Origin of the sequence: Aggregatibacter sp. HMT-949 (genome assembly GCF_041734645.1) — a bacterium.
Classification (GTDB): domain Bacteria; phylum Pseudomonadota; class Gammaproteobacteria; order Enterobacterales; family Pasteurellaceae; genus Rodentibacter.
Genome location: NZ_CP162010.1, coordinates 1,664,822 through 1,681,434, shown reverse-complemented (window position 1 = coordinate 1,681,434; position 16,613 = coordinate 1,664,822). Strand labels below are relative to the sequence as shown.

18 protein-coding genes and 2 tRNA genes are annotated in these 16,613 nt (G+C 44.9%); 13 read left to right on the top strand and 7 right to left on the bottom strand.

What is annotated here, in order from left to right; translation table 11 throughout:
- Complete coding sequence (gene ispB / locus AB3F25_RS07910; RefSeq protein ID WP_373604351.1) at nt 1–972, bottom strand: octaprenyl diphosphate synthase; 972 nt, start codon at nt 970–972, stop codon at nt 1–3.
- 266 nt (nt 973–1,238) lie between these two features.
- On the opposite strand from ispB, the gene rplU reads away from it, so the two are divergent.
- The 4 genes from rplU (at nt 1,239) to cgtA (ending at nt 4,102) form a co-directional block, all read left to right on the top strand.
- The gene (gene rplU / locus AB3F25_RS07905; RefSeq protein ID WP_005695431.1) at nt 1,239–1,550 is read left to right on the top strand and encodes a 50S ribosomal protein L21; all 312 of its coding nucleotides are present in this window, start codon (nt 1,239–1,241) and stop codon (nt 1,548–1,550) included.
- A 20-nt stretch (nt 1,551–1,570) separates the two neighbouring features.
- The gene (gene rpmA / locus AB3F25_RS07900; RefSeq protein ID WP_005539872.1) at nt 1,571–1,828 is read left to right on the top strand and encodes a 50S ribosomal protein L27; all 258 of its coding nucleotides are present in this window, start codon (nt 1,571–1,573) and stop codon (nt 1,826–1,828) included.
- A gap of 61 nt (nt 1,829–1,889) precedes the next feature.
- A complete protein-coding gene (locus tag AB3F25_RS07895; protein ID WP_373603299.1) occupies nt 1,890–2,807 on the top strand; it encodes a DMT family transporter in 918 nt (305 codons plus the stop codon).
- A gap of 125 nt (nt 2,808–2,932) precedes the next feature.
- Nucleotides 2,933–4,102 (top strand): Obg family GTPase CgtA, encoded by a 1,170-nt coding sequence (gene cgtA, locus AB3F25_RS07890; protein ID WP_373603298.1) that lies wholly within the window; start codon nt 2,933–2,935, stop codon nt 4,100–4,102.
- 204 nt (nt 4,103–4,306) lie between these two features.
- Here the strand turns inward: cgtA and smpB are convergent, their stop codons facing one another.
- Nucleotides 4,307–4,789 (bottom strand): SsrA-binding protein SmpB, encoded by a 483-nt coding sequence (gene smpB, locus AB3F25_RS07885; protein WP_373603297.1) that lies wholly within the window; start codon nt 4,787–4,789, stop codon nt 4,307–4,309.
- Between the two features lie 115 nt (nt 4,790–4,904).
- Nucleotides 4,905–5,615 carry a two-component system response regulator ArcA gene (gene arcA, locus AB3F25_RS07880; RefSeq protein ID WP_373603296.1) on the bottom strand — a complete coding sequence of 237 codons (711 nt, stop codon included), beginning with the start codon at nt 5,613–5,615 and terminating at the stop codon, nt 4,905–4,907.
- Between the two features lie 180 nt (nt 5,616–5,795).
- Between arcA and AB3F25_RS07875 the strand changes: the two genes are divergently transcribed.
- Both AB3F25_RS07875 and purH read left to right on the top strand, forming a co-directional pair.
- Nucleotides 5,796–7,544 carry a protein-disulfide reductase DsbD gene (locus AB3F25_RS07875; protein WP_373603295.1) on the top strand — a complete coding sequence of 583 codons (1,749 nt, stop codon included), beginning with the start codon at nt 5,796–5,798 and terminating at the stop codon, nt 7,542–7,544.
- A 123-nt stretch (nt 7,545–7,667) separates the two neighbouring features.
- Nucleotides 7,668–9,266 (top strand): bifunctional phosphoribosylaminoimidazolecarboxamide formyltransferase/IMP cyclohydrolase, encoded by a 1,599-nt coding sequence (purH, locus tag AB3F25_RS07870; protein ID WP_373603294.1) that lies wholly within the window; start codon nt 7,668–7,670, stop codon nt 9,264–9,266.
- Nucleotides 9,267–9,432: 166 nt separating this feature from the next.
- On the opposite strand, the gene AB3F25_RS07865 is transcribed toward purH, so the two are convergent.
- Nucleotides 9,433–9,774: a hypothetical protein gene (locus AB3F25_RS07865; RefSeq protein ID WP_373603293.1), complete on the bottom strand. Its 342-nt coding sequence runs from the start codon at nt 9,772–9,774 to the stop codon at nt 9,433–9,435.
- An 11-nt stretch (nt 9,775–9,785) separates the two neighbouring features.
- Here AB3F25_RS07865 and purD point away from each other — a divergent pair, with 11 nt between their 5' ends.
- The 7 genes from purD to AB3F25_RS07830 all read left to right on the top strand — a co-directional run bounded on the left by purD (nt 9,786) and on the right by AB3F25_RS07830 (nt 14,637).
- Nucleotides 9,786–11,075, top strand: coding sequence for a phosphoribosylamine--glycine ligase (gene purD / locus AB3F25_RS07860; RefSeq protein ID WP_373603292.1), 1,290 nt, complete (start codon nt 9,786–9,788; stop codon nt 11,073–11,075).
- 115 nt (nt 11,076–11,190) lie between these two features.
- Complete coding sequence (gene glyA / locus AB3F25_RS07855; RefSeq protein WP_373603291.1) at nt 11,191–12,456, top strand: serine hydroxymethyltransferase; 1,266 nt, start codon at nt 11,191–11,193, stop codon at nt 12,454–12,456.
- Complete coding sequence (locus AB3F25_RS07850) at nt 12,453–12,734, top strand: DUF1294 domain-containing protein (RefSeq protein WP_373603290.1); 282 nt, start codon at nt 12,453–12,455, stop codon at nt 12,732–12,734. The genes glyA and AB3F25_RS07850 overlap by 4 nt, the downstream gene beginning before the upstream one ends.
- Nucleotides 12,735–12,867: 133 nt before the next feature.
- Nucleotides 12,868–13,206: a c-type lysozyme inhibitor gene (locus tag AB3F25_RS07845; RefSeq protein WP_373603289.1), complete on the top strand. Its 339-nt coding sequence runs from the start codon at nt 12,868–12,870 to the stop codon at nt 13,204–13,206.
- Between the two features lie 213 nt (nt 13,207–13,419).
- Nucleotides 13,420–13,495 (top strand) — tRNA-Phe (locus AB3F25_RS07840).
- Between the two features lie 2 nt (nt 13,496–13,497).
- Nucleotides 13,498–13,573 (top strand) — tRNA-Asn (locus AB3F25_RS07835).
- 236 nt (nt 13,574–13,809) lie between these two features.
- Complete coding sequence (locus tag AB3F25_RS07830; protein WP_373603288.1) at nt 13,810–14,637, top strand: class II glutamine amidotransferase; 828 nt, start codon at nt 13,810–13,812, stop codon at nt 14,635–14,637.
- A 109-nt stretch (nt 14,638–14,746) separates the two neighbouring features.
- Here AB3F25_RS07830 and ruvX read toward each other — a convergent pair whose 3' ends face one another.
- The 3 genes from ruvX to rsmE are packed head-to-tail and all read right to left on the bottom strand — an operon-like array spanning nt 14,747 to nt 16,460.
- Entirely contained in the window at nt 14,747–15,166 is a 420-nt protein-coding gene (gene ruvX, locus AB3F25_RS07825) for a Holliday junction resolvase RuvX (RefSeq protein WP_373603287.1), read from the bottom strand.
- Nucleotides 15,166–15,726, bottom strand: coding sequence for a YqgE/AlgH family protein (locus AB3F25_RS07820; protein ID WP_373603286.1), 561 nt, complete (start codon nt 15,724–15,726; stop codon nt 15,166–15,168). Before AB3F25_RS07820 ends, ruvX begins: the two co-directional genes overlap by 1 nt.
- Nucleotides 15,723–16,460, bottom strand: coding sequence for a 16S rRNA (uracil(1498)-N(3))-methyltransferase (gene rsmE / locus AB3F25_RS07815; protein WP_373603285.1), 738 nt, complete (start codon nt 16,458–16,460; stop codon nt 15,723–15,725). Before rsmE ends, AB3F25_RS07820 begins: the two co-directional genes overlap by 4 nt.
- Nucleotides 16,461–16,613 lie beyond the last annotated feature (153 nt).

Below are 16,613 nucleotides of genomic sequence, written 5' to 3'. Positions count from 1 at the left end.
TTAATAACTTCTATCTACCGATAAATAGGCTAAAGAAATCAACGCGTTTTTATACTCGCTTTCCGGCAAAACCCGAATCGCATCCACGGCTTTTTGCGCTTCCTGTTTGGCGCGATCCATGGCGTAATCTAAGGATTTGTGCTCCGCCATAATGGCTAACACTTCATCGATAGCTTCACGTTTTCCGCCTTGTTCGATGGCTTCGCGAATCAATGTCGCTTGTTGCGGGTTGCCATGGTGCATGGCGTGCAATAAAGGAAGTGTTGGTTTACCTTCGGCTAAATCGTCACCGACATTTTTCCCGAGTGCTTTGGCGTTGGCACTGTAGTCCAACACATCATCCACCAGTTGGAATGCGGTGCCGAGATAACGACCGTAATCTTGCAGTGCTTTCTCTTGGGCTTCTGTCGCGCCGGCAATAATCGCCGCCGCTTGTCCGGCAACTTCAAATAAACGGGCGGTTTTGCTGTAAATCACCCGCATGTAATTTTCTTCGCTGGTTTGCGGATCATTGACGTTCATTAATTGCTGCACTTCACCTTCCGCCAGTACGTTGGTGGCATCCGCCATAATGCGCAAAATTTTCAGCGATTCTAACTGTGCGACCAACTGAAAGGCGCGCGTATAAATAAAGTCGCCGACTAATACGCTTGCTGCATTACCAAATTCCGCATTTGCCGTGGCACGCCCGCGACGCATATCGGATTCATCGACTACATCATCATGTAATAAAGAAGCGGTGTGAATAAATTCTACAAAAGTCGCACAGGTAATGGCTTGTTGTCCTGCAAACCCCAACGCTCTTGCCGCCAATACGGCAATTAGCGGACGAATACGCTTGCCGCCGCCTTGTACAATATAAAAACCCAGCTGATTAATTAATGCCACATCAGAATTCAGCTGGGCTAAAATTGATTCATTGACTTTTTGCATATCCGCGTGGCTTAACGCCTGGATTGTCTGCATATCCATTAAGTTTGTTGTATTCATTTTGTTAATTCGACTGATTAAAACCAATAAAATCAGGCCTTGGTGAAACGAAAAAAGTAAAGTGCGGTGGATTTTACCTGATTTTTCAGGCTTTCTGAAATCAAACTGCCGAATTTGCGAATTTTTTTATTTTCCCGCAAATAAATTCTTGCTATCCCCTAAAATTTTCCGTAGAATTTGCGCCCTATTTGTATGAATTTTATGTGCGAAATGAAACAACATTAGAGCACAATTATAGCGGAGTATTTATGTACGCAGTTTTCCAAAGTGGCGGTAAACAACACCGAGTAAGCGAAGGTCAAGTGGTTCGTTTAGAAAAACTTGAACTTGCAACTGGCGCAACAGTTGAGTTTGATTCAGTGTTGATGGTCGTTAATGGTGAAGATGTTAAAATCGGTGCACCGGTTGTTGCCGGCGCAAAAGTAGTGGCTGAAGTAGTGGCACAAGGTCGTGGCGATAAAGTTAAAATCGTTAAATTCCGTCGTCGCAAACACAGCCGTAAACAACAAGGTCATCGTCAGTGGTTCACAGAAGTGAAAATCACTGGGATTCAAGCATAATTTCAGAGGAGATCAAGTAGATGGCAACTAAAAAAGCTGGTGGTTCAACTCGTAACGGTCGTGATTCTGAAGCTAAACGTCTTGGTGTTAAACGTTTCGGTGGTGAATCCGTATTAGCAGGTAGCATCATCGTTCGCCAACGTGGTACCAAATTCCACGCAGGCAACAACGTTGGTATGGGACGTGACCACACCTTATTCGCGACAGCCGATGGTAAAGTAAAATTTGAAGTAAAAGGCGAAAAAAGCCGTAAATACGTGAGTATCGTTACCGAATAATTTTACTAAAACAGAATAAAATGCCCTGCTTTCATGCGGGGCATTTTTCATAGATGAAATAATGAAACAACAACCCCTGTTAGGTTTCCTTTTTGCATTGATTACCGCCATGGCGTGGGGCTCCCTGCCGGTTGCCTTAAAACAGGTCGTCGCGGTAATGAACGCACAAACCATTGTTTGGTATCGCTTTGTTGTAGCAACTTGCGCCCTCTTGTTATTACTCGCTTATAAAAAAGCCTTACCCGATTTCTCCAAACTTGGCTATTTTGCCGGGTTGGCAATTATCGGCGTAATGGGATTAGCGGGAAATTTTTTCTTATTTAACAGCTCGTTAAATTACATCGAACCTTCCGTAGCGCAAATTTTTATCCATTTATCCTCCTTCGGTATGCTCATCTGCGGCGTACTCGTGTTTAAAGAAAAGCTGGGTTTACACCAAAAAATCGGCTTGGTTTTGCTACTCATCGGTTTAGGCTTATTTTTTAACGATCGATTGGAAATTTTCAGCGGACTCAACACTTATTCCACCGGTGTGTTTATCAGCATCAGTGCCGCACTTGTGTGGGTCGCCTACGGCATGGCGCAAAAACTCATGCTCAGAAAATTCAGCGCGCAACAAATTTTATTCATGATGTATTTCGGCTGCGCCATGGTTTTCACGCCCTTTGCCGAATTTTCACAAGTCCGGGAATTAACGCCATTTGCCTTCGGCTGTTTTATTTACTGTTGTTTAAACACTTTGTTCGGCTACGGTGCTTATGCCGAAGCCTTAAATCGCTGGGAAGTATCCAAAGTCAGCGTAGTCATCACTCTGGTTCCGCTATTTACCATTTTATTTGCTCACCTCGCCCATTACATTGATCCGACGGATTTCCCCGCGCCGGAACTCAATATCCTGAGCTATATCGGCGCGTTTATTGTCGTATGCGGCGCGATTTTATCCGCCATCGGGCACAAACTCATTCCAAAGAAATCCTAGTTTAAAACCGACCGTACTTTATCCCCGGTCGGTTTTTCTTTTCCCCCCGTTTTATCCCGCGAACTTATCGCGAGATTCTGCTAGAATACGTCGACTTAAAAATAACTGAACAGAACAGGAAAAATATGAAATTTATTGATGAATCCCTCATCCGCGTGGAAGCGGGCGACGGCGGCAACGGTTGCGTGAGTTTTCGTCGTGAAAAATTTATCCCGAAAGGCGGGCCGGACGGCGGCGATGGTGGCGACGGTGGTGACGTGTATTTAGTGGCAGACGAAAATCTTAACACGTTAATCGACTACCGCTTTAACAAACGCTTTGCTGCCGAACGCGGTGAAAACGGTCGTAGTTCGGATTGTACCGGCCGTCGCGGTAAAGACATTATTTTACCGGTGCCGGTGGGCACGCGCGCCATTGACAACGACACCAAAGAAACTTTGGGCGATCTCACCAAACACGGACAAAAAATGTTGGTGGCAAAAGGCGGTTATCACGGTTTAGGCAACACCCGTTTCAAATCTTCTGTAAATCGCGCGCCACGTCAAAAAACCATGGGGACGCCGGGTGAAAAACGCGATTTGCGTTTAGAATTAATGTTGCTCGCAGATGTAGGTATGCTTGGTTTACCAAATGCGGGAAAATCGACATTTATTCGTGCCGTTTCCGCCGCCAAACCGAAAGTGGCGGATTATCCGTTCACCACCTTGGTGCCGAGCCTCGGCGTGGTGAAAGTGGACGACGCGAACAGTTTCGTGGTGGCGGATATTCCGGGCTTAATTGAAGGCGCGGCGGACGGCGCGGGCTTAGGCATTCGTTTCTTGAAACACTTGGAACGTTGTCGCGTGTTAATTCATCTGGTGGATATTAACCCGATTGACGGTTCCGATCCGGCGGATAACATGGCGATTATTGAAGCGGAATTGTTCCGATACAGCGAAAAACTCGCCGAAAAACCGACTTGGTTGGTGTTCAATAAAATCGACACCATGAGCGATGAAGAAGCGCGTGAACGCGCCGAAGACATCGTCGAGCGTCTTGGCTGGGACGGTGATTATTACCTCATTTCCGCCGCCACCGGTAAAAACGTGCCGGTGTTATGTCGCGATATTATGGACTTCATTATTGCTCACCCACGCGAAGCCGAGGTGCCGGAAAGCGCACCGGAAGAAGTGAAATTCAAATGGGAAGATTATCACCAAGAACAACTTGCCGAACATCAAGTGGATGACGAAGATTGGGACGATGATTGGACGGAAGAAGATGACGAAGGCGTTGAGTTTATTTATAAGCCTTGAGTTCTGACCGAACGGTTTAAGTTGGAGTCAAAAAATAGCACCGCATTGGAAGAGGTTTCAATACGGTGCTATTTTTAGAGATCAATAATTAAGGTTGGGTTTTGCTTCGATAGACTTCTTAATAACCTCAAGATGAGGCATCTTGCCCAAGGTTCGGGCGTTATGCGACGTTTTAAAAATGCTTCCCTTTTTAAAAACGTCCCTTTAGCCGCGACGCGCATTTTTCATAATTCGCTCTTTTGCGACTTTCCATTCACGGTCTTTAATATCATCGCGTTTGTCGTGTTGTTTCTTCCCTTTTGCTAAACCGATTTTAATTTTTGCCCATGCGCCTTTCCAATAAAGGGAAAGCGCGACGATGGTGAACCCATCGCGGCTGGATTTGCCGAACAGCGATTCAAGTTCGCGTTGCTTTAACAAAAGTTTACGCGTCCGCGTTGGATCGCATACTACATGGGTTGAAGCCAAACTTAACGGCTGAATGGTCGCGCCGAACAAATAAACCTCTCCATTTTTGAAAATAATGTAGCTGTCGCTGATATTTGCTTTGCCGGCGCGCATGGATTTGACTTCCCAGCCTTGCAATTCAAGTCCGGCTTCGATTTCGTCTTCAATAAAATAATCGTGGCGTGCGCGTTTATTCAGTGCAATGGTGTTTGAACCCGGTTTTAGTTTTTTCTTTGTCATAATTTGATCCGGTGAAAAAATTTCCGCAGATTCTACCGAATCTGTGCGGTGATGGCAAAAAGAGGGGGAAAGAAAAAGGCTGAATCTTCAGCCTTTCTTTGCGTTATCTTGCTCTTTATTCGATTTCGCCACAGAAACGATAACCTTCGCCGTGCACCGTGGCGATAATTTCAGGCGTGCCGGGGTGATCTTCAAAATGTTTGCGGATGCGACGAATCGTGACGTCCACCGTACGATCTTGCGGTTTTAACTCGCGCCCAGTCATTTTCATCAACAATTCTTCGCGGGTTTGCAATTTGCCCGGGTTTTCACAGAAATGTAACATGGCACGAAATTCGCTGCGTGGCAATTTAAATTCTTCGCCTTCCGGATTGATTAAATTATGGCTGTTTAAATTCAATGTCCAACCGTTAAAACGATAAAATTCTCGTCCGTTTCGGTTTTCTTTTTCGTGTTGCACCATCACGCGGTGCAACAAATTTCGCGCGCGGATGGTAAGTTCGCGTGGGTTAAAAGGTTTGGTGAGATAATCATCAGCACCGATTTCTAAACCTAAAATTTTATCCACTTCGTTATCGCGACCGGTTAAAAAAATTAGCGGCAAATTGGCGTATTCGCGTAATTCGCGCGCCAATAATAAACCGTTTTTACCGGGCAAATTAATGTCCATTACTACCAAATCAACCGAATTATTTTTTAATACTCGGTGCATTTGTTCCCCTTCTTCGGCTTCAAGCACGACGTAACCTTCCGCTTCGAAAATCCCTTTCAATGTATTGCGGGTCACGGCTTCATCTTCAACAATAAGAATTTGCGGTGCTGCCATTTTCAATCCTTTTACTTATTTTTAGTGAGGCGTATTTTAGCTTTGTAACATTGTTGTAACAATAAAAAACAGAGGCTATTTTTTGTGATCCTTCTATTTTTATGATCTAAATCATATTTTTAGGGTTTCAAATTTCTTTATGTTAAAATCTCGCCACGCCAACCTCATGACCCCTTTTTTATGAAAAAATTTTTCCTTATTTTTAGCCTGTTTTTTACTGCATTCGCGACACAAGCGGGCTTATTGGATAAATCTCAAACAACCTTTTTAAAAGTAGAAGACGCTTTTCCACTTTCCATCCAACTTTCCCCCGATAAACATCAGTTACATGTCCACTGGAATACGGTGGACGGCTATTATTTGTATCAAGATAAAATTAGCGTAGCTACTGTAGAACAGACACTTGCGGTGACGTTTGCGCAACCGCCGGAAATTCATCAGGATCCTTATTTCGGCGCAGTGAACGTATTCACCAAACCGCTAGATGCGACTTTCTCCGCTGCAAACGCCCTTGCTCCGGAGGACCGCATTGAAATCCGTTACCAAGGCTGCACCGATGGGTTTTGTTATCCGCCGGAAATAAAATCTTTACGTGTGGGCGATTTAATTACGTCAGCGCAGACTTTTGAAAAAACGGGCGCACGTTCAATTGCCGAACAGCCGTTGTCGGCGCCGCAAGATCAACTTGCTGCCGGTTTGTTTCGGCATAAATACGCAGTGTTAGGCTTTTTCCTGCTTGGTTTAGGCTTAGCTTTCACGCCTTGCGTATTACCGATGTTGCCGTTGTTGTCGGCAATTGTGATCGGCCGGCAAAATCGCCCGAATATGGCGCGTGCCTTTTCCTTGAGTTTCCTTTACGTGCAAGGTATGGCGCTCACTTATACGTTGCTCGGTTTGGCGGTCGCCGCCATAGGGCTGCCGTTTCAAATCGCCTTGCAACATCCTTACGTAATGATCGCGCTATCGGTCATGTTCGTTTTCCTCTCACTTTCTATGTTCGGCGTGTTTACGTTGCAATTACCGAGTTCTCTACAAACCAAGCTGAACGCTTTAAGCCAAAAACAAACCTCCGGCGCATTCGGCGGCGCATTCTTCATGGGCATGATTGCGGGCTTGGTTGCGTCGCCTTGTACATCGGCGCCGCTTTCCGGTGCGTTGCTGTATGTAGCGCAAAGCGGTGATTTATTTACCGGCGCCGTCACCTTGTATTTATTGGCGCTTGGCATGGGCGTGCCGTTGATGCTGATTACGCTGTTCGGTAACAAAATTTTGCCGCAATCCGGCGAATGGATGAACACGGTGAAAAGTACTTTCGGTTTTGTAATGCTCGCCTTGCCGGTATTTTTACTTTCGCGCATTTTGCCGGAAGGCTGGGAACCGCGTTTGTGGGCATTATTGGCGACGACGTTCTTTGTTTGGTTTGCGCTGCAAATGCCGAAAAAGGGTTTCGCTTATGCGCTGAAAGTTTTGTCTTTGGTTTGCGCCGTGATTGCTGCGCAACCTCTGCAAACCCTTGTCTGGCAAGGCTCCAATGCGGTGCTCTACACGACTTCCAATGGCGAAGTTGAGCCTGTGAAATTCCACCGCATTGAAAGCCTGCAAGAACTGGAGCAAGCCTTGGCGAATAATCCACACAAACTGGCGATGTTGGATCTTTATGCCGATTGGTGCGTCGCCTGTAAAGAGTTTGAAAAATACACGTTTCGCCATGAAAAAGTGCAACAAGCCTTTAATAATCTGTTATTGCTTCAAGTGGATATGACTCGAAACGGTGAAGAAAATAAAGCCATTATGGAACGTTATCAAGTACTGGGTTTGCCGACGATTTTATTTCTTGATAAAGCCGGCAATGAGCTCGCAAATAGCCGCGTAACAGGTTTTATGGATGCGCCGACATTTTTAAATTGGATTGAAAAATTGGGTTTTTAACCCAGTTATTCATAAACCGTAGATCATAAACCGTAAAAGTCCTTTTTCAGTCCCTATATTTACGCAACCGTTTGCGTTATAATGCGCGCCTATTTTTTTACCAATTAATAAAGGAAAAATACAATGACAGATCGTCCTATTCGTCAGGCTTTATTAAGCGTTTCAGACAAAACCGGTATTGTGGAATTTGCTCAAGGTTTAGTAACGCGTGGCGTGAAATTACTTTCCACCGGCGGCACCGCAAAATTGTTAGAACAAAATGGCTTGCCGGTCACCGAAGTGTCTGATTACACCGGTTTCCCGGAAATGATGGACGGTCGCGTGAAAACTTTACATCCGAAAGTGCATGGCGGCATTTTAGGTCGCCGCGGCACGGACGATGAAGTCATGAAACAGCACCGCATTGAAGGCATTGATATGGTGGTGGTGAATTTATATCCGTTTGCTGCCACGGTAGCAAAACCGAATTGCACCCTTGAAGATGCGGTAGAAAATATCGATATCGGCGGCCCAACTATGGTGCGTTCTGCAGCGAAAAACCATAAAGATGTGGCGATCGTGGTCAATAACAATGATTTCAATACAATTCTTGCGGAAATGGATCAACATCAAAATAGTCTTACTTTGGAAACCCGTTTTGATTTAGCGATTAAAGCTTTTGAACATACGGCACAATACGATTCCATGATCGCGAACTATTTCGGTCAATTAGTGAAACCTTATCATGTCGCGGCGGAAGAAGATGTGGATGCCAAGTGCGGTCAATTCCCACGCACTTTAAACTTGAACTTCGTGCGTAAACAAACCATGCGTTACGGCGAAAATTCCCACCAAAATGCCGCGTTCTATGTGGATTTAAACGTGAAAGAAGCCAGCGTGGCAACCGCAACCCAACTTCAAGGCAAAGCCCTTTCCTATAACAACATTGCCGATACCGATGCGGCGCTAGAATGCGTGAAAGAATTTGACGAGCCGGCGTGCGTGATAGTCAAACACGCCAATCCATGCGGCGTGGCGTTAGGCAAAGATATTCTGGAAGCCTACAACCGCGCTTATCAAACGGATCCGACTTCCGCATTCGGCGGCATTATCGCGTTCAACCGTGAATTAGATGAAGCCACCGCAAACGAAATCGTAGAACGCCAATTTGTAGAAGTGATTATTGCGCCGAAAGTTTCTGCGGCTGCGGTAGAAGTGGTAAAACGCAAGAAAAACGTGCGCTTACTTGAATGCGGCGAATGGCACGGACGCACCGAACGTTTGGATTTCAAACGCGTAAACGGCGGATTATTAGTGCAAGACGCGGATTTAGGCATGGTTGGCTTAGACGATTTAAAAGTGGTCAGCAAACGTCAACCGACCGAACAAGAACTGAAAGATTTATTATTCTGTTGGAAAGTGGCGAAATTTGTGAAATCCAATGCCATTGTTTACGCGAAAAACAGCCAAACCATCGGTATCGGCGCCGGTCAAATGAGCCGTGTTTATTCTGCCAAAATCGCCGGCATTAAAGCACAAGATGAAGGTTTAGACGTGGCAGGTTGCGTGATGGCATCCGACGCCTTCTTCCCATTCCGCGATGGCATTGATGCCGCGGCGAAGGTGGGGATTCAGTGTGTCATCCACCCGGGCGGTTCTATGCGTGATCAGGAAGTGATTGATGCGGCGGATGAGCATGGGATGGTGATGGTGTTGACCGGAATGCGGCATTTCCGTCATTAATTGGATTTAACTTTCCGTTAATTTGAAAAGAGCGGTTAATTTTTGACGTGTTTTAATCGCTTTAAATTATTTATGAGGTTGGTTTTACTGCTGCCAAATCTCCCCTTACCCCTCTTTGCTAAAGAGGGGAATTGGTTAGATAAAAACTTTCTGAATCAACCGTACTTTAAATCGTAGAAAGAATAAATCGGGTTCCCTTCTTTGCCGCCTGAAAAATTGGGAATTTGTAGGAAATTTTTGCATGTTTGAGCGTAGCGAGTTCAAAAATTTCCGTTAAGCAAATTCCCAATTTTTCAGGAAACAAGGCAAAGCAGGGGGTGCTTTCTTTTTGCCTACTTTTGCTTTGCACAAGCAAAGACAAAATCCGAAGGATTTTGAACGTTGGCTTTGCCAACGGCACGAAGTGCAAGCGTAGCGCAGTAAAAAGTAGGTCGCTCATCGAGCGAAATTCGATGTAAATGAATAAAAGAAAGTCATTAAAAGCTAAAAAATAGAATTCATAACTCACAAGGACACACCATGAACATCCTCATCATCGGAAACGGCGGTCGTGAACACGCCCTTGCTTGGAAAGCAGCTCAATCTCCTCTTGCGACGAAAGTTTTTGTTGCGCCGGGTAATGCCGGAACCGCATTGGAGAGTAACGTGGAAAACGTCAATATCTCCGCCACCGATATTCCTGCTTTGGTGAAATTTGCTCAAGAACATCAAATCGGTTTAACCATCGTGGGGCCTGAAGCACCGCTTGTGATTGGCGTGGTGGATGCCTTCCGTGCGGCTGGGCTGAAAATCTTTGGACCGACTCAAGCGGCTGCGCAGTTAGAAGGTTCCAAAGCCTTTACCAAAGATTTCTTGGCGCGTCATCAGATCCCAACGGCGGAATATCAAAACTTCACCGAAGTAGAGCCGGCATTGGCTTATTTACGCGAGAAAGGCGCGCCGATTGTGGTGAAAGCGGATGGTTTGGCAGCGGGCAAAGGCGTGATTGTGGCGATGACGTTGCAAGAAGCGGAAGATGCCGTGCGCGATATGCTTTCCGGCAATGCCTTTGGTGAAGCGGGCAGTCGCGTGGTGATTGAAGAATTTTTAGACGGCGAAGAAGCCAGTTTCATTGTGATGGTGGACGGCAAAAACGTGGAGCCGATGGCGACCAGCCAAGACCATAAACGCGTCGGCGAAAAGGATACCGGTTTGAACACCGGCGGTATGGGAGCGTATTCGCCTGCTCCGGTCGTTACGCCTGAAATCCACGATCGCATTATGCGCGAAGTGATTTACCCGACCGTGAACGGCATGGCGCAAGAAGGCAATGTGTACACCGGTTTCTTATATGCCGGCTTGATGATTATGCCGAATGGTCAGCCGAAAGTGATTGAATTTAACTGCCGTTTTGGTGATCCGGAAACCCAGCCAATTATGTTGCGTTTGGAGTCCGATCTTGTGGAACTTTGCCTCAAAGCCTGTGATGGCAAATTGGATGAAGTGAAATCGCAATGGAATCCGAACGCGTCCTTAGGTATTGTGTTGGCGGCAGAAGGCTATCCGGGTGATTATCGCAAAGGTGACGAAATTACAGGGCTTCCACAAAGTGCGGTTGAAAGTGAAAAAGTTTTCTTAGCTGGCGTGGCAGCCAAAGACGGCAAATTGCTCACCAACGGTGGGCGTGTGTTATGTGTTACCGCATTAGGCGAGAGCGTATTTAGAGCGCAACAAAAAGCCTTAAAACTTGCCGAACAAATTCATTGGAACGGACGTTTTTATCGCCGAGACATCGGTTATCGTGCGGTGGCGCGTGAGCAGAAAAAATAATCGAGCTTTACATATGAGTTTATTTCATTAATCCAATGAAAAAATATGAGTTAAAGTTCATCGAATAAATGATTACACTATACGACCTTAATTATATTACCCACAGGAGAACAGAATGTTTACAAAAAATATGACTATTGCCGATTACGATCCCGTGTTATGGCAAGCCATTCAAAATGAAAATCGTCGTCAGGAAGAACATATTGAATTAATCGCCTCTGAAAACTATGCTAGTCCGCGCGTGATGGAAGCGCAAGGTTCCCAATTCACCAACAAATATGCGGAAGGTTATCCGGGTAAACGTTATTACGGCGGTTGTGAGTACGCAGATATTGTTGAACAGCTTGCCATTGATCGTGCGAAAGAATTATTCGGCGCGGACTATGTGAACGTACAACCGCACTCAGGTTCGCAAGCCAATGCGGCGGTTTATATGGCGTTACTCAACCCAGGCGATACCATTTTAGGCATGAGTTTGGCGCACGGTGGCCATTTGACCCACGGTGCGTCCGTGAGTTTCTCCGGTAAGATTTATCACGCGGAACAATACGGCATTACCGATGAAGGTCTGATTGATTACGATGCATTACGCAAGCAAGCGCACGACATAAAACCGAAAATGATTGTCGGGGGGTTCTCCGCATATTCTCAAGTAGTAGATTGGAAAAAAATGCGTGAAATTGCCGATGAAGTGGGCGCATATTTATTTGTGGATATGGCGCACGTTGCAGGTTTGATCGCTGCCGGGATTTATCCGAACCCATTGCCACATGCTCACGTGGTAACCACGACGACCCACAAAACTTTGGGAGGACCACGTGGCGGCTTGATTCTTTCTTCTTACGGCGATGAAGAAATCTATAAAAAACTTAACAGCGCCGTTTTCCCGGCCGGGCAGGGCGGTCCGTTGGTACATATTATTGCGGCGAAGGCGGTGTGCTTTAAAGAAGCCTTGGAGCCGGAATACAAAGTGTATCAGCAAAACGTGTTAAAAAATGCTAAAGCCATGGTAGACGTATTTAAACAACGCGGTTATAAAGTGGTATCCAACGGCACAGAAAATCACCTGTTCTTAGTGGATTTAGTCAGCCACGGTTTAACCGGTAAAGCCGCCGATGCCGCATTAGGCAAAGCGAATATTACCGTGAACAAAAACTCCGTACCGAACGATCCGCAAAAACCGTTTATTACTTCCGGTATCCGAGTTGGTACACCTTCCGTTACCCGTCGCGGCTTTAACGAGCAAGATTGTCGTGAATTGGCCGGCTGGATGTGCGACGTGTTAGACGCCATCGGCAAAGAAAACGAGGCGCAAGTGATTACGGCAACCAAAGAAAAAGTCTTAGCGATTTGTAAGCGTTTGCCGGTTTACCCGCAATGATTTATTTCTTGGTGTTGATTACATGGTTAGTGGCGGTGAATATCACCGCTTATTTTTTAATGCGAAAAGACAAAATTCGCGCAGTACGCCATGGCTGGCGTGTTCCTGAAAATACCTTTTTCCTTTTCTGTCTTTCCGGCGGTTTTGCTGGCGTTTATTGTGGTATGCAACGTTTCCATCACAAAACCAAACATTTCGCGTTCAAACTCGCTGTGGTGCTAAGCGGCTTATTTTGGTCGGCCTTGTTGCTTTGTGGGTTCTTCTACTTTCGCCATTGACGGGTGTTCAATGCGGTGCTCAACGGCATATCTGTTATAGTGCGCCTCAATATAGTTTTTATTTCATTGGCGAACTATTTTTTGTCAAACTTATCTAACCCTTCGCATTGATGATTCACCATAGGAGAGTATTATGAAAATCAAGCAAACTTTTTTAGCTGTCGCCGGTATGGTTTTATTGGCTTCGGTAAATGTACAAGCAGCGCAGTTGAACAGAGATATTGGGCGTTATGTTTATACTTGTGACGATAACAAAACGTTGGAAGTGGTTTATGTCAATTCAGGTAAGCAATCTTACGCGATTATTAATCAAATGGATGAAATGGTGCCGTTAAAACAAGTGAAATCCGCTTCCGGCGCGATTTATAAGGCGTTAAGCAGTAATTACACTTATGAACTATTAACTAAAGGCGATACGGCAACATTAGTTGAAGGCGATGACAAACCGATACTATCAAATTGTCGGTTATAACCCGGTAAAAAGAAACAGCGGCATTACGCCGCTTTTTGTTAACCCTAAAATACGGGCTATTTTACTACATTTAGTATTTTTGTCGTTTTTATCAACATATTGTTGATTAACTGTTCAAATATGTTGTTTTTTTTCATTTTTTTGCATTTAGTTATTGACCGAATCGACAAAAAATAGTTTAATACGCCCCGTTGTTCGGCAGTAGCCGGTAACGCCTCGATAGCTCAGTCGGTAGAGCAGGGGATTGAAAATCCCCGTGTCGGTGGTTCGATTCCGCCTCGAGGCACCAATTCCTCCTTAGTTCAGTCGGTAGAACGGTGGACTGTTAATCCATATGTCGCAGGTTCGAGTCCCGCAGGAGGAGCCAAATTCTAAAAAGTCGCTAAAGAAATTTAGCGGCTTTTTTTCTATCTATAATTTACCCAATAATGACGTTATTTAGGATTAATAATGAAAAGACTCTTTACTAAATAACGATATGCCATTTTATGTAATATTTTCATCTAAAAAATGTATTGTACTTTTCTTGAAATCCTTCTTGTAATGGTGTTAAATCAACACATCTTATAGGGGTATAAAACGAACTACGTTTAGAAGGATTTTATGTGCCAATTGCTCGGTATGAATTGTAATACGCCGACAGATATCGTGTTTTCTTTTGAAGGCTTTCGTCGCCGTGCCGGTTTAACGGATTGTCATTCCGACGGTTTCGGTATCGCTTTTTTTGAAGGTCGTGGCGTGCGGATTTTTCGCGATAATCGTCCTGCTTCACTTTCACCTATCGCCGATTGTGTAAAACAATATAAAATTAAGTCACTCAACGTAATAGCTCATATTCGCAAAGCGACACAAGGCGCAGTCAATATTGAAAATACTCATCCGTTTATCCGTGAAATTTGGGGAGAAAACTGGGTATTTGCACATAATGGTAACTTAAAAGATTTACCGAATATGTCGGAAAGTTTTTGTCAACCGATCGGTTCAACAGATTCCGAGGCTGCATTTTGTTATATGGTGGAATTCTTAAAAAGCCGTTTTAAGAAAAAACCGACGGAAATGCAAATTTTTCAAGCGATTCAAGAAGTGAGTAAAGAACTTGCTGCTCATGGTACGTTTAATTTCATTTTGTCTAACGGCGAATGGATGATTGCTCACTGTTCTACTAATTTGCACTATCTGGTACGCAAAGCCCCTTTCGGTAAGGCTCACCGCATTGACGACGACGGCGTGATCGATTTCAATGATTATGCTAAAGATGGCGACAAAGTCACTATCATCACCACCTTTCCACTCACCAAAGACGAACCTTGGACAAAAATGGAAAATGGCGGTTTTGTATTCTTTAAAGAGGGCGATAAAATCGCAGAAGTGATTGGCGTCGCGAAAGAAATAATTGATGACGGTACCCTTGGCAATCGCAAGGCAGCTTAGTCAAGTGGTCTTTTCTTTTTGGCTAGTAGAAAGGGTCGTTTTAACAAAATTTCAGAACGACCCAAGATTTAAAAAACGGATTGAGTTTTTCTTCCGGCCTTAACTCAATTCAATCAAAACCGTTCTCCTCAAACCAACTCTCCAAAATCAAACACGCGGAAATGCTGTCCACTTTGCCTTTTTTTAACGCGCGAAAACCGCTGCGCTCAAAAATTTCGCTACGGGCTTGAGTAGTGGTCAAGCGTTCATCTTGAAACGCCACTTTTATGCCGAAACGCCCGTTCAAACGATTGCCAAATTTGCGAGCGCGTAAGGTGAGCTCTTGTTCCGAGCCATCCATATTAAGCGGTAACCCCACAACGACGATCTTTGGTTTCCATTCTTTCAGACATTTTTCAATTTCGTTCCAATTTGGAATACCGTCCTGTGCTTTAAATGCAGGTAAGGCTTGTGCTGTGCAAGTAATATTTTGTCCGACGGCACAACCGATACTTTTTGTGCCGAAATCGAAAGCCAATGCGGTGCTCATCAGCTATGTCCCACTTGCGCACAGGCAAAATTGTGCGAATTAATGCCGAGTAACCGGCTTGCCGCGAGATAGCGTTCTTCATAAGGCGCGTCGAACAAAATGCTTTCATCGGACGGTACTACTAACCATGTATTATCCATGATTTCTTGTTCCAACTGGCCCGCTCCCCAGCTCGAGCAGCCAAGCGCCACTAAATATTTTTCTGGCGCCTGCAGTGAACCGAACGTATCTACTACATCGGCGGAAGTAGTCAGCGAAAGTTCATCAGTGATTTTGTAACTATGCTGAAAATCGTTGGCGGTTTTCTTATGTACGATAAAACCGCGTTCCATATGCATCGGACCGCCGGCAACCACCATCGCATCATCAAAAGTGCGATCGTTTTTCATCATAAAATTAAGTTTAGAATACAGTTCAGCAATGCTTAAATCCGTCGGTTGATTAATTACGATGCCCATTGAACCTTGCTCATTATGCTCGCAAATAAAAACTACAGTGCGATGAAAATAATCGTCTAAATGCGGCATTGCGATAAGAAATTGTCCTTGTAAATCCATCATTCGCCTAAGTCTCCAAAATAAATTTGTAATGCACTGATTGCCGCCAGCGAGGCAGTTTCCGTGCGTAACACACGCTTTCCTAATAATATTTCGATAAACCCCTGCCGTTCTGTTTGTGCAATTTCTTGTGGCGATAAGCCACCTTCTGATCCGATTAACAAACGTACGCCTTCGGGCGGAATTTTCGGCAAGGTCTTAATGGAATATTGGGCGCGAGGATGTAAATTCAACTTCAGTGCGCCGTCATTTTCTGCGCACCAATCTTGCAATTTCATTATAGGACGTATTTTCGGCACCGCATTGCGACCGCATTGTTCGCAAGCAGCGATAGCGATTTTTTGCCATTGTTGAATTTTTTTATCCATGCGTTCGGTTTCTAATTTTACACCGCAACGTTCTGACCACAACGGTGTAATCACATTTACGCCGAGTTCGACGGATTTCTGAACGGTAAATTCCATTCGATCACCGCGCGAAATCACTTGGCCTAAATGGATCTTCAAGTTTGATTCTTTGTCGACGAATTCACGCCCTAAAATTTCTGCTTTCACAATTTTTTTGCCGGCTTCCGTAATGCGTGCCGGATAAATGTGATTACTGCCGTCAAAAAGCTCAATTTGTTCGCCTTCGCTCATACGCAGTACACGCCCAACATGGTTTGCAGCGTCATCGGAAAGTCGGCATTGGATTTGATTTTCAAGTGATTCAGGGTGATAAATTCGAGGTATACGCATAATCTGTTTTATCTTCATTTAAAAGTAAGCTAACAAAATCCAAGGGATTTTGATGGCCGGTTTGACCAATAATAGTGACATCGTAAGTAATCGCGAAATTATGTAGCAGTTGCACAATGCTAAAATTACCCTTGCAAAATAGCACCGCATTGG

Bases quoted from the DNA above. Each gene is read 5' to 3' on its own strand.
- ispB (WP_373604351.1), bottom strand. From the start codon at position 972: ATGGATATGCAGACAATCCAGGCGTTAAGCCACGCGGATATGCAAAAA.
- rplU (WP_005695431.1), top strand. From the start codon at position 1,239: ATGTACGCAGTTTTCCAAAGTGGCGGTAAACAACACCGAGTAAGCGAA.
- rpmA (WP_005539872.1), top strand. From the start codon at position 1,571: ATGGCAACTAAAAAAGCTGGTGGTTCAACTCGTAACGGTCGTGATTCT.
- AB3F25_RS07895 (WP_373603299.1), top strand. From the start codon at position 1,890: ATGAAACAACAACCCCTGTTAGGTTTCCTTTTTGCATTGATTACCGCC.
- cgtA (WP_373603298.1), top strand. From the start codon at position 2,933: ATGAAATTTATTGATGAATCCCTCATCCGCGTGGAAGCGGGCGACGGC.
- smpB (WP_373603297.1), bottom strand. From the start codon at position 4,789: ATGACAAAGAAAAAACTAAAACCGGGTTCAAACACCATTGCACTGAAT.
- arcA (WP_373603296.1), bottom strand. From the start codon at position 5,615: ATGGCAGCACCGCAAATTCTTATTGTTGAAGATGAAGCCGTGACCCGC.
- AB3F25_RS07875 (WP_373603295.1), top strand. From the start codon at position 5,796: ATGAAAAAATTTTTCCTTATTTTTAGCCTGTTTTTTACTGCATTCGCG.
- purH (WP_373603294.1), top strand. From the start codon at position 7,668: ATGACAGATCGTCCTATTCGTCAGGCTTTATTAAGCGTTTCAGACAAA.
- purD (WP_373603292.1), top strand. From the start codon at position 9,786: ATGAACATCCTCATCATCGGAAACGGCGGTCGTGAACACGCCCTTGCT.
- glyA (WP_373603291.1), top strand. From the start codon at position 11,191: ATGTTTACAAAAAATATGACTATTGCCGATTACGATCCCGTGTTATGG.
- AB3F25_RS07850 (WP_373603290.1), top strand. From the start codon at position 12,453: ATGATTTATTTCTTGGTGTTGATTACATGGTTAGTGGCGGTGAATATC.
- AB3F25_RS07845 (WP_373603289.1), top strand. From the start codon at position 12,868: ATGAAAATCAAGCAAACTTTTTTAGCTGTCGCCGGTATGGTTTTATTG.
- AB3F25_RS07830 (WP_373603288.1), top strand. From the start codon at position 13,810: ATGTGCCAATTGCTCGGTATGAATTGTAATACGCCGACAGATATCGTG.
- ruvX (WP_373603287.1), bottom strand. From the start codon at position 15,166: ATGAGCACCGCATTGGCTTTCGATTTCGGCACAAAAAGTATCGGTTGT.
- AB3F25_RS07820 (WP_373603286.1), bottom strand. From the start codon at position 15,726: ATGATGGATTTACAAGGACAATTTCTTATCGCAATGCCGCATTTAGAC.
- rsmE (WP_373603285.1), bottom strand. From the start codon at position 16,460: ATGCGTATACCTCGAATTTATCACCCTGAATCACTTGAAAATCAAATC.